11 protein-coding genes are annotated in these 12,000 nt (G+C 38.2%); 4 read left to right on the top strand and 7 right to left on the bottom strand.

The annotated features are described in order from the left end of the window. Window positions 1-215: 215 nt before the first annotated feature. From KDW99_RS03350 to KDW99_RS03335, 4 genes are all read left to right on the top strand, one after another. Window positions 216-920 carry an FKBP-type peptidyl-prolyl cis-trans isomerase gene (locus KDW99_RS03350; RefSeq protein WP_255827911.1) on the top strand — a complete coding sequence of 235 codons (705 nt, stop codon included), beginning with the start codon at window positions 216-218 and terminating at the stop codon, window positions 918-920. A gap of 159 nt (window positions 921-1,079) precedes the next feature. Next, window positions 1,080-1,901 (top strand): hypothetical protein, encoded by an 822-nt coding sequence (locus tag KDW99_RS03345; RefSeq protein ID WP_255827910.1) that lies wholly within the window; start codon window positions 1,080-1,082, stop codon window positions 1,899-1,901. Between the two features lie 47 nt (window positions 1,902-1,948). Next, window positions 1,949-3,277, top strand: a complete 1,329-nt coding sequence (locus tag KDW99_RS03340; protein ID WP_255827909.1) for an O-antigen ligase family protein — start codon at window positions 1,949-1,951, stop codon at window positions 3,275-3,277. Window positions 3,278-3,317: 40 nt separating this feature from the next. Further along, a complete protein-coding gene (locus KDW99_RS03335) occupies window positions 3,318-4,733 on the top strand; it encodes an undecaprenyl-phosphate glucose phosphotransferase (RefSeq protein WP_255827908.1) in 1,416 nt (471 codons plus the stop codon). A gap of 19 nt (window positions 4,734-4,752) precedes the next feature. Here KDW99_RS03335 and KDW99_RS03330 read toward each other — a convergent pair whose 3' ends face one another. From KDW99_RS03330 to KDW99_RS03300, 7 genes are all read right to left on the bottom strand, one after another. Continuing rightward, window positions 4,753-5,877 (bottom strand): glycosyltransferase family 4 protein, encoded by a 1,125-nt coding sequence (locus KDW99_RS03330; RefSeq protein ID WP_255827907.1) that lies wholly within the window; start codon window positions 5,875-5,877, stop codon window positions 4,753-4,755. Between the two features lie 36 nt (window positions 5,878-5,913). Next, window positions 5,914-6,819: a glycosyltransferase family 2 protein gene (locus KDW99_RS03325; protein ID WP_255827906.1), complete on the bottom strand. Its 906-nt coding sequence runs from the start codon at window positions 6,817-6,819 to the stop codon at window positions 5,914-5,916. Next, complete coding sequence (gene fcl / locus KDW99_RS03320; protein ID WP_255827905.1) at window positions 6,812-7,789, bottom strand: GDP-L-fucose synthase; 978 nt, start codon at window positions 7,787-7,789, stop codon at window positions 6,812-6,814. The genes KDW99_RS03325 and fcl overlap by 8 nt, the downstream gene beginning before the upstream one ends. A 3-nt stretch (window positions 7,790-7,792) precedes the next feature. Next, window positions 7,793-8,911 (bottom strand): GDP-mannose 4,6-dehydratase, encoded by a 1,119-nt coding sequence (gene gmd, locus KDW99_RS03315; protein WP_255827904.1) that lies wholly within the window; start codon window positions 8,909-8,911, stop codon window positions 7,793-7,795. A gap of 69 nt (window positions 8,912-8,980) precedes the next feature. Continuing rightward, complete coding sequence (locus tag KDW99_RS03310) at window positions 8,981-9,937, bottom strand: GDP-mannose 4,6-dehydratase (protein WP_255827903.1); 957 nt, start codon at window positions 9,935-9,937, stop codon at window positions 8,981-8,983. Then, the gene (locus KDW99_RS03305) at window positions 9,934-11,049 is read right to left on the bottom strand and encodes a glycosyltransferase family 4 protein (protein WP_255827902.1); all 1,116 of its coding nucleotides are present in this window, start codon (window positions 11,047-11,049) and stop codon (window positions 9,934-9,936) included. The genes KDW99_RS03310 and KDW99_RS03305 overlap by 4 nt, the downstream gene beginning before the upstream one ends. Then, window positions 11,046-11,999 carry a hypothetical protein gene (locus KDW99_RS03300; RefSeq protein WP_255827901.1) on the bottom strand — a complete coding sequence of 318 codons (954 nt, stop codon included), beginning with the start codon at window positions 11,997-11,999 and terminating at the stop codon, window positions 11,046-11,048. The genes KDW99_RS03305 and KDW99_RS03300 overlap by 4 nt, the downstream gene beginning before the upstream one ends. Window position 12,000 lies beyond the last annotated feature (1 nt).

Genomic DNA, 12,000 nt, shown 5'->3' with positions numbered 1-12,000 from the left:
AGCCCATCTTATGTTAGAACACTTACGTTAAACAAAAACGACGGATCCGGTTTTGCAAAGCACAAGGCGTATACCATTGTTCCTGCTTTGTTTTGCCCCATGACATGCTGGTCCAAAAGATGCGAATCGAACTCCGTCTTAAATGTTAATGCTTTACATCACAAAGTGATAAACCCACAAATAATGGAACACTTTTCCTTATGAAAAAAATAGCTATGAAAAAAACTCTTATCGCGGCGCTGGTCATGTCATCCGTTTCTTTTGCGCATGCAGCAGACAGCGCGATTAAACTGGACACTAAAGAACAACGTCTTGGTTACAGCATTGGCACCATGTTTGGTTCACGTATGTCTCAGGATTTCTCAGAACTAGACATGAAAACATTTATGGCAGGTTTTCAAGACTCATTTGCTGGTAAAGAAGGCCAAATGAGCATGGATGAAGTGACTAAAACCATCCAAGATTACCAGCAAGAACAAATGAAAAAAGCGCAGCTTGAAGAAGAAAAAGCCGCTGAAGAAGCAAAAGCCGCTTCTGCTGCTTGGCTGAAAGAAAAAGAAGCCGAAGATGGCGTGAAGAAAACCGACTCAGGTTTGCTGTATAAAGTCATCACCGCAGGCGAAGGCGAAAAACCAAGCGCCACTGACACTGTAAAAGTAGACTACGAAGGCAGCCTAATTGATGGCACGGTATTCGATAGCTCATACAAGCGCGGTGAGGCAATTACTTTCCCATTGAATGGCGTTATCCCAGGCTGGACTGAAGGTCTACAACTTATGCCGGTTGGCTCTAAATACGAGTTGTATATCCCTGCTGACCTAGCATACGGCCCAGGTGGCACAGGTCCTATCCCAGCAAATGCAGCGCTTAAGTTTGTTGTGGAACTGCATGACATAGAGCAACCAGAAGCAGCTGAGTAAACTTCCTGCCTATCTAAAAAAACCGTTTCAAATTTTTTGAAGCGGTTTTTTTGTTTGTGCGTTTTTGCATGTATACAAAGCTATTGATGTAAAATATCCCTTGATAGACAATACCGCATCGTAAACACGTTCAGAATATGAATCGAAAAGGAAAAAGCGTTGAAGCTGAAAGAGTATATCCCCGCTATGAAAGCCGCATACAGGCTGAAAAGAATACCTCTGCAAACGCTTAAAGCGAACACAGACAAGCTTCTACCTTTAATCGTCACACTCACTTCGATTCCATCTCGATTAGACATTATCGACTTAACCATTCGTAGTCTATTAAGCCAAACCGCTAAGCCCCAGAAAATATTACTGTGGTTAAACGAAGATTTACGCAACCAAATCCCAAAAAAGCTAACCGAGCTGGAAGGCGACATTTTTGAGATCCGCTATCAAAAAGAACTCACCTGCTCCCACAGAAAACTAATCTACTCATTAGTCGAATTTCCAGAGACAACTTTAGTAACCTGTGACGATGACCTTATTTATACAAACACCTGGTTAGAATCGCTTTATAAAGAACACCAGCAACACCCTAAAAGCGTTATTGCTAATGAATGTCGCATGATTTCTTATGATGCCGAAGGCGAACTGCTGCCTTATAAACAATGGAAAATGCAAAAAGACGCCGATCTAGCCGATCAAAAACTACTACCAATTGGTTATGGCGGCGTCTTGTACCCTGCTCACTCACTGCATGCCGATGTAACAAACCAGAGCTTATTTTTAAAGCTAACACCAAAAGCAGACGACCTCTGGTTTAGAATGATGTCCTTTTTACAAGGAACAGAAGTAAGGAGAGCATCAACATCATCGCCCAAACCAACACCTATTGCAGGGTCACAAAAAATTTCCCTGAAAAAAACCAACGTCAGACAAGATGGTAACAGAGAGCAATGGCAAGCTTTATGTAGCTATTACAACGTAAAATTATAATGTCATTTTCTACCTTCAAACATTAACGGCTAATAACGAGAAAATAGATGCTATCCTCAGCCTTACATAACTTTTTTAAGCGTCAAACGCCAGAAGAACAACCTACCTGGCTAATACTACTAGGAATAGCCTCTATTGCCATCTACGCCTTTTCACGGACAGGGTTCATGGATGCGGCGGCAGTAAGTTCAGCTGTAGCAACCCTTACCGGCTTTTGGGGGCTCTATAAATACGGCAAAGTAGTAAACAGTCATATCCTAATACGTTTTATCTGGGTGGCGCTTATATTCCAATTTATTTCATGGGCACTGTCTGTGTACGTCACTCCTGAATGGGCTCGAGAAACGCCGCAGTTAGATAAAGTCACTCGGTGGTTTACCTTCATTCCCCTTGCATGGTGGATTGCACAACGTAAAAGTGCGATCTGGCTTATTTGGGGGAGCGCAGCACTAGGAATACTGATTTCACCTTGGGTTACTGGAGAAGGTATTCCAGAGATTATTAGAGGCCTAAATGGAGAAAGGGTATTTTTTGGCCTTAGACAAGCACAACATACCAGTCTATTCTTCGGTATTATCCTGATCGGCTTGCTATGCTTTACAAGGAAAATAATTACTTTCAACAAATGGTTAACTCTTCCCCTTTCGTTAACCATTCTATATTGCCTTTTAATCATCTATATAAACTCATCTCGTCAAGCTTGGCTCGCATTGCTCCTGACAGCTTTCTTTATGGCCAGTTATTTCACCCTAAAGCGATTTAATAGAGCCACAGGAAAGCAAAAAGTCATCACTATCAGTATCTTTTTTGCAGGGATATTAAGTTTAGGCAGTCTTATTGCCAGTAACGACACCATAATAGATCGTGTTATGGTCGAGAAAGAAGCATTGTCAGCCATTGCCTCATTAGATTTTGATGATGTCCCCTATTCAAGCTTTGGCATTCGTTTACACAGCTGGGTGGCCGCTACCGACTTCATAAAAGAAAAGCCAATCTTTGGCTGGGGTAGTAATGGCAGAACACTTGTGATGAAACACACAGAATGGCTTCCAGACTGGGTACAGAATGATTTTGGACACCTACACAATACTTACATTGAAATGCTAGTAAACTTCGGCATTATTGGCTTAGTTTTTTATCTATTTATGTGGATATATATGGCTAAAAGCCTTTTCAAAGAGATTCGAAAAGGTATGATTGAAAAAAATATTGGTTATTTTTTCATGAGTTTCAGCTTTTTTTGGAGCATCATGAACTGTTTTGAAGCCTATCAGAACTTCTGGACAGGGGTGTTTTATTTTACAGTATTCATGACCGGTATACAGGCTTCAATTTGGCGTTCCAAATATCAATTTAGCCCAAAAATCCAAGATTAAGAATCAATTATGCATTACATAATAACAAGTAGAGAATAACGTGAAAAAAGGTTTAGCGTTAAAAGAGCACAGCACATCGCTTAATATATTATTAAGAATAATTGACTGCATTGGTCTATTGAGTGCAGGACTATTTAGCTACTGGCTAAGATTTGCAAATCTAGAGCTGAATTTCACATATAAAAATGTGCTTTTACTTGGAGTATTACTCGGCGCAGCGAGCTTATCATTTTTTGGCGCATATAGGGCATGGCGAGGTGCATCATTCACATCTGAAATGAGATGCGTTATTAGCGCCACATTAATTACATTCTTACTATTAATTATTAGTGGCTTTGCTACCCAATCTTCAGAGCTTTTCTCTCGTATTTGGATGGTTAGTTGGTTGTGTACCTCAACTACAATAATATTGTGTTACAGGTTTTTACTCCGAAAATGCCTAGGAGCACTAAGAGCAAAGGGATTCAATATAAGAAGCGTCATTATTATTGGTGATGGCGATCTAGCACAACAAGTATTGGAACGACTACAGCAACATTCTGAAATGGGCCTAGTAGTAAAAGGCATACTTAGTACACAAAATCAGACAAAAGTCATTGATGAAATTAATTCAGTTCCACTTTTAGGTACATTGGAAGATCTAGATACCGTAGTTAAAGATCATAAAATAGATCAGGTTTGGATTGCCCTTCCGATGAGCGAAGTTCAAAAAATGGAGCAGGTACAGTCCGCTTTAAGCAACACATCTATAGTAATTCGTATGGTTCCAGATATCTTTGGCTTTAGATTAATAAACCAATCAGTAACTGAAGTCGCTGGATTACCAGTTATAAACATTTCCACTTCACACATGCTCGAAGGGAAAAATCGATTATTGAAATTATTAGAAGATAAAATACTTGCAACCATCATTCTAATACTAATAAGTCCGATATTAATTAGCCTAGCTATTATAATTAAGTTTAGCTCAAAGGGCCCCATTCTATTTAAACAATATCGCACAGGTGCCAATGGCCAAGATTTCAAAGTCTATAAATTTCGATCTATGGTGGTTCACAACGAAGAGGACGGAAAAGTAACACAAGCTAAGAAAGGAGATAGTCGAATCACACCTATCGGCGCTTTTATGAGAAGAACCTCTTTAGACGAACTTCCGCAATTCATAAATGTACTACAGGGTAGAATGTCTATCGTTGGGCCCAGACCCCATGCACTTGCTCATAATGAGCATTATAAGACTCTTGTAGAGTCTTATATGCGCCGTCACATGGTAAAACCTGGAATAACTGGATGGGCGCAGGTAAATGGTTTTCGTGGGGAAACGGATACTATTGATAAAATGGAAAATAGGGTTGAATATGATTTATATTATATTGAAAACTGGTCCGTATGGTTCGACATAAAAATCATCCTTTTAACTATATTCAAAGGTTTCACCCACAAGAATGCAATTTGATCTTTAATAAAAATGAAATTCATATTCCCTTTTCTTCACATTTTTCAAGAACAAACTGTTTGAAGTTTTCTTTGAAAATATCAGTGGAAAACGTCATTGCATGAGCCCTAATTTCGCTTGGCTCAAGCAATACCATATAATTATTTTCAAAGTTATTAACAGCTTCAACAATAGAGTCTACTGACTGTTCATCAAAATAAAAGCCGGTTTTTTTATCTATAACTGTATCTAGTGAACCGCCTTTACCAAATGCAATAACAGGAGTACCACAGGCTTGAGCCTCTAATGGAACAATACCAAAATCCTCTTCCGCTGCAAAAATAAAGGCTCTGGCTTTCATCATATGCTCTTTAAGAGTTTCATAATCTTGATAGCCTAAATAGCTTATATTTGAAGAGCACGATGCTATTTTTTCGACCTTCCCCCGCTCAGGCCCATCACCTATTATAATAAGCTTTTTATCTGGCATTGTAGAAAATGCTTCAGCAATAAGGGCTAATCGTTTATAAGGTACTAAACGTGAAGCCGTAAAATAAAAGTTTTCTTTTATTTCATTCAAAGGAAATGCATCTACATCAACATTAGGAAATATTATCTTTGAGTCTCTTCTATAACATTTATATATTCTATCTTTAATAAAATTACTAATTGATATAAAAAAATCCACATTATTACTAGTATTAACATCCCACATTTTAATTTTATACAAAAAGTATCTAGCCAAAAATGATTTAAATCCACTAGTAAGATTAGACTCTTTTAAATATTCGAACTTCATATCCCAAGCGTAACGAATAGGAGAATAGCAATAACAAATATGTAATTGATCAGGTGATGTAATAACACCTTTCGCTACCGCATGACTACTACTAATAATCAAATCAAATGCAGTAAGGTCCAGCTGCTCTATTGCAAAAGGCATAAGAGGTAAATATGTACGATATTTTTTCTTGGCTAATGGAAGCTTTTGAATAAAGGTGTTTTTTGTAGTTTTACCATTAAGATATTTCTTTCTTTGATCATCTCCAAAAAAATCTACAACAGAGAATAGATCAGCTTCAGGAAAAATATCAACAATGGCTTTTATGACATTCTCTGCACCACCAGGATTAACAAACCAGTCATGGACAATCGCTACTTTCAATGAAATACCCTTATGAAAAATTAACTTATAAAAATCCTACTTTACTGTCCACTTCCTTTTCTTAAAGTATATAAGTCTAACAATATCAGCCATAATATTTAAAAACCTTAAACCTAGATACTTCAAAACGAAAATTTTCAGCTTAACTTTTAAAAAATATAACATTCTATTTTTAAAAGGAACGGGCAGACTAAATTCTTTTGATATTTCCTTTAGCTCTTCATATATTATATTTGCACTATCTGGACTTGTAGAAACACCACCATGTGTCATTTTGTCGATGAGTATATTTATAAAAAGAGGGTCTTTTCTCAGAACACTATGTACCATCACATAGCAATCGCCGGCAATTTTATAGTTAGGGAAGTCTATTCTTTTAAATATAGATTTATGATGAAAAACTTCTGGGTGCATTGGTAGCACAGGACGAATCCCTCTCCATTTTTTCCTCATGCTTTCCCAAGGAATAGCTATACGCTCTATAAAGACTCTATTAGACTCGCTAATTATATCAATCGAACCATAAACAAGTTCATAGGTCGGAAAAGCAGTAGACAGATATTTAGATACTTTCTCGAACACAAACTCATCAGCCAACTCATCACCAGCGCCTATAAATTGAATCCACTCACCCTTTGCATGTTGTAATGCCTTATTCCAAGCATCATATATACCGCTGTCTGGTCCGCTAAACCAGAAATCAATAACATCTTCATTTTGCATCAAAATATCAACCGTACCATCTTTAGAGCCGCCATCGGCGACAATCCACTGAATATTTTGATACTTTTGGGTGCGAATGGAATCTATTGTCCAATGCAGAGAAGCCGCTGCGTTGTAAGTTGATGTGATTATAGTGATAAGTGGTTCTTTTTCAGAACCTAACTTTGGACCTTGACGAGTTTCACGACCTCCATAGAGAGGGAACAGCTCATCAGTCATTTAAACCTCTTACTTCGGACTGATATAAACAGAACCACTCATAAGCATCTTTCAACCCAGTATTTAAATCAATATGAGCTTCCCATCCGAGACGACGTAAACGATCAACATTCATCAGCTTACGCGGCGCACCATCAGGTTTAGTAAGGTCTGAGTTTATCTCTCCCTCAAAGCCAATAATATCTGAAATAAGATGGGCAACCTCTAAAACAGAACAATCAAAGCCAGTACCAACATTTATATGGCTCTGCATAGGTTCAACTTGGCTGTCATACTTAGCTTTATCTAGATTCATGACAAAAAAGCTAGCGGCGGCCATATCATCAACATGCAAAAATTCTCGTTTTGGTGTGCCTGTCCCCCAAATAGTAACCTCACTTAGCCCTTGCTCTTTTGCTTCATGTATACGGCGTATGAGAGCTGGAATGACATGACTATTTTCGGGGTGATAATTGTCCCCCGGTCCGTAAAGGTTCGTAGGCATAACACTACGATAATCTACGCCATACTGCCGATTATATGATTCACATAATTTTATTCCCGCAATTTTAGCAATAGCATATGGCTCATTCGTTGGTTCTAAATAGCCTTCCAACAATGCGGATTCTTGCATAGGCTGAATGGCATTTTTGGGGTAAATACAAGAAGAACCTAGAAACAAAAGTTTTTGAACGCCATGCAAATATGCCTGATGAACAACGTTAGCCTCTATCATCAAATTCTGATAAATAAACTCTGCCGGAAAAGTACTATTGGCATATATGCCACCTACTTTTGCGGCAGCTAAATAGACTTCATCAATGTTCTGCTCAGCAAAAAAAGTGGATACTGCAGCTTGATTTGTCAAATCAAGCTCAGCAGAAGTTCGCGTAATAATATGCTTGTAACCATATTTTTTAAGCTGACGAATTATAGCGGCACCCACCATTCCACCGTGACCTGCCACATAAACTCTTGAATCTAAGTTCACCTATTAATTCTCCTGAGCCACAGGTACGTCATAGCCATTCGCTTTTAGAAAAGCATGTTGCTTAGCTGTCTTAAGGTCCTCAGAAACCATCTCAGAACACATTTCTTGTACTGTAATTTCTGTTGTCCAGCCTAATTTTTGCTTAGCTTTACTTGGGTCCCCTAGTAAAGTTTCTACTTCAGCAGGGCGGAAATAGCGTGGATCTACCTGAACCACGATATCGCCAACTTTCAATGCTGGTGCTTTGTCACCTTCGATAGCTGCAACAACCGCTTTTTCATCGACACCTTGACCTTCAAACTTCAATTGAACACCCAGCTCCTCCGCAGACCATTCAATGAATTGACGTACAGAGTACTGAACTCCTGTTGCTATAACAAAGTCTTCTGGCTGATCTTGTTGCAGCATCATCCATTGCATACGAACATAATCTTTAGCATGACCCCAATCGCGTAATGCATCCATATTGCCCATATATAAGCACTTCTCTAAACCTTGCGCGATGTTCGCCAAACCTCGTGTAATTTTACGAGTAACAAAGGTTTCACCACGACGAGGTGACTCATGGTTAAACAATATGCCGTTACACGCAAACATGCCATAAGACTCACGATAGTTAACCACAATCCAATAAGCGTACATTTTTGCAACCGCATAAGGGGAACGAGGATAAAAAGGTGTAGTTTCTTTTTGAGGGGTTTCTTGTACAAGCCCAAAAAGTTCAGAAGTAGAAGCCTGATAAAAACGTGTTGTCTTTTCAAGACCTAAAAGACGAATAGCTTCTAAAATACGCAAAGTTCCCATGCCGTCAACATCAGCAGTGTACTCAGGGGATTCAAACGATACAGCAACATGAGATTGAGCCCCCAAGTTATAAACTTCATCAGGCTTAACTTCTTGCAAAATTCGAGTCAAGTTCGAACTATCTGTCAAATCGCCATAATGCAACTTCAGCTTTGGATTTAGTTCGTGAGGATCTTGATATAAGTGATCAATTCGCTGTGTATTCAATGAAGAAGCTCGACGCTTAATACCGTGAACCTCATACCCTTTTGCTAATAAAAATTCAGCTAAGTATGAACCATCTTGACCTGTGATACCTGTAATAAGTGCTTTTTTCATAAAAACCTACGCATTTAATAAAGTTATGATTAACGCAAACTAAAAACTGCCATCAATAATGGTAAATTATTAATCCGTTCTTCCATCAATCATCATTCTAACGACATCATTCATTTTATACTTCGCCTCCCAACCAAGTAAATTCTTCGCCTTAGTTGCATCACCTAAACTCACACTTAGATCAGTAGGACGCATAAAATCAACATTCTGCTTGGTATATTTTCTATAATCCAAACCAAGTTCAGAAAAAACCACCTCAACAAATTTTTCTAATGTATTTGTTTGACCAGTAGCAATAACAAAATCCTCTGCTTTATCTTGCTGCAACATCAACCACATTGCATTTACATACTCGGGAGCCCAGCCCCAATCTCTTGAAATATCTAACCGACCTAGCTCTAAACTCTCATCCGAACCAGCATGAATTCGTTTTGCAGTAGAGATAATTTTTTGAGTAACAAAGCGCTCGGGGCGTAGAAGTGATTCATGGTTGAATAAAACTCCTGTGCAGGCAAAAAGACCATACGCCTCTCGGTAGTTATCTACCAACCAGAATGCGGACGCCTTCGCTACTGCATAGGGGCTCTGCGGATGAAAAGGTGTGTTCTCATTGGCAGAAACACCACTAGTATCTCCAAAGCATTCGCTAGACCCTGCGTGATAGACTCTAGGCGCTTTATCAAGCATTCGACAAGCCTCAAGAACGTTCAATATACCAAAGGCAATACTCTGTATTGTCTCGGCAGGCCTCTCAAAGGATAGGCCAACTGAAGACTGACCAGCCAAATAATAAATTTCATCTGGGCAAGATTTATGAAGAGCAACTAAAACACTGCGAAAATCTTCTGGAACCATTGAAACGAAGTGCACCTTATCCTTGATACCTAAAGCGGTAAGATTAGAAAAAGAAGCGCCTTGAGCATCTCGGGAACTACCCCAAACTTCGTAGCCTTTTGACAACAACAGCTTAGCTAAATAAGCGCCATCCTGCCCACTAACACCGCAAATTAATGCTGTTTTCTTCATGAATTACCCAATACCTTTTTATAAACAGTCAGAGTTTCATCTGCGCACTTACGCCATGAGAAACTTTTTATATTTTCAAAACCAGCTAAAACCAACTCGCTTCTCACAGTCGGTGAAAACACAACATGCTCGATTGCAAACCTAATGTCTTCTATTTCTCTCGGATTAAAGTAAACACCTGCACTTCTTACTACTTCAGGCATAGAACTAGTATTAGATGTTATTACAGGACAGCCCGACGCCATAGCTTCTAATGGAGGAAGACCAAAACCTTCATACAAAGAAGGGTATACAAAAGCTGTAGCTCTGCTGTACAAGGTTGCCAACTCTTTATCGCTGCCTCTGCATTGCCTTACTTGGGATCCGGAAAAACCTAATGACCTTATTAGAGAGAGCTCCTCTAGGCTAAAGTCACCTCCACCAAAAGCGACAATATCAAAATTAGACTTAAGTGTATCTGAACTTGCTACGGCTTTCAGTAATCCATCAAAATTCTTATAGCCAAAACGGCTGCCTACGTACAATAAAAAAGGCTTATCATGAGTAGATAAATCATTGCCTAAGGCTGAATTAAAAGCATCCAAGGATACGCCTAATTGAACAACAGAAATTTTCGATTCATCAATACCAAAAAAATGTATCAAATCACGCTTAGTACTTTCTGAGATACTAATTATATGATCAACTCGCTCTAAAGTTTTCCTCTTCGCCTTTGATGTGTTATCACTCAATGGGAACTGGCTAGGAAATAACTCATGTATCATGTCATAAACCGTTGTAACACGAGCACTTGGGCTGGAAAAAAAAGAAGGCAATGATGAATAGTAAGTTTCATGTAAAATGTCTGGCTTCCAATTTCTAAGCTGAAATTGGTTAATTATGTGGTTAACACCATGAAAAACACGACTAGACTTTGGCGGAAATGATCGAAGTTTAAACTCAGATAAAATTTCAGAAGATAAACTTTTAAGATAGTTATTCTGATGTATTCCTGCAAAAACCTTAACATTTTGTTTCGATAGAAAAAGCTGATTAGCAAGTATTGAGTAATATCTTGAAACGCCGCCATAAGCCTGATAAGTAAATGTTTGATGATCAAATGCAATTTTCATCTAACAATACTTTTGCCGAATACTAAGCGAGATAACTTATTTATTATTCGACTTAAAATAGTTTTTTTATAAAACTCATTCTTATCATAAAAATCATTTATTTTACTTTCAGAATCGTTTTTTATAGAGTGATTTAAAGGAATATTAATTTCATACCTTTTTCGATTAGCAGATTCAGACCCTGAATCAAAAGTATGTGTTGCATCGACACCGAAGCCTACATTTTCTATCAGGTTTAGTTTAGGAACGATACATCGAGCCTTGTTTTTAAGCAGCAAGTAACAAAACTGAAAATCCCAAGTATCAACCTCTTTTTTATACATACTTTCAAAAACACTTTTCCAAAATGAATTTGTTGCTTTGTTACTAGATATTTGACTTGGTAGTATATTCCTTTGAATTGGCCAATCCTCTAACTCAGGATCATAATTTTCCCAAACTCTTCTCCAAGAAGCCCACCCCCAAATCATTGGATACTTACAGAAGCTATAATCCTCATTCATTTTAAATGATTCAGGACCTCTAGAATCACCTGATATTAGATATATAGACTTATCAGCTTTATATTTTTCCAATAACTCCTCACAATACCAAAAAAAACTTTGACTTGGTAAACAATCATCCTCAAGAATAATACCTTGCTCTTCATTCTCAAAAAACCAAGTAACTGCGCCACTAACAGCATATTTACAGCCAAGATTTTCATCACGAAATAGCGTATTAATTTCACATGACCAGTCAATACTCTTCATAATATAGTCACGGACGGCTTGAACCTTTGCACTCTCACCATCTTTACTTTTTCTAGCACCATCTGCCGCTACATATAGACGTGGTGGCTTCGCTCGACGAATTTCATCAAAAACTTGTTTCGTTGTATCCAATCGGTTAAATACCAAAAAAAGGACTGCGGTATTTAATTCATGAGGAGGAGTAAAACCTTCAGACATC

The sequence above is a fragment of the Marinomonas rhizomae genome, assembly GCF_024397855.1.
Taxonomy (GTDB): Bacteria; Pseudomonadota; Gammaproteobacteria; order Pseudomonadales; family Marinomonadaceae; genus Marinomonas; species Marinomonas rhizomae_A.
This window is presented reverse-complemented; position numbering and strand designations above follow the sequence as displayed.

Excerpts from the sequence above, each read along its gene's own strand:
- gmd (WP_255827904.1), bottom strand. The coding sequence starts at position 8,911 with ATGAAAAAAGCACTTATTACAGGTATCACAGGTCAAGATGGTTCATAC.
- KDW99_RS03305 (WP_255827902.1), bottom strand. The coding sequence starts at position 11,049 with ATGAAAATTGCATTTGATCATCAAACATTTACTTATCAGGCTTATGGC.
- KDW99_RS03310 (WP_255827903.1), bottom strand. The coding sequence starts at position 9,937 with ATGAAGAAAACAGCATTAATTTGCGGTGTTAGTGGGCAGGATGGCGCT.
- KDW99_RS03340 (WP_255827909.1), top strand. The coding sequence starts at position 1,949 with ATGCTATCCTCAGCCTTACATAACTTTTTTAAGCGTCAAACGCCAGAA.
- KDW99_RS03325 (WP_255827906.1), bottom strand. The coding sequence starts at position 6,819 with ATGACTGATGAGCTGTTCCCTCTCTATGGAGGTCGTGAAACTCGTCAA.
- KDW99_RS03300 (WP_255827901.1), bottom strand. The coding sequence starts at position 11,999 with ATGTCTGAAGGTTTTACTCCTCCTCATGAATTAAATACCGCAGTCCTT.
- KDW99_RS03350 (WP_255827911.1), top strand. The coding sequence starts at position 216 with ATGAAAAAAACTCTTATCGCGGCGCTGGTCATGTCATCCGTTTCTTTT.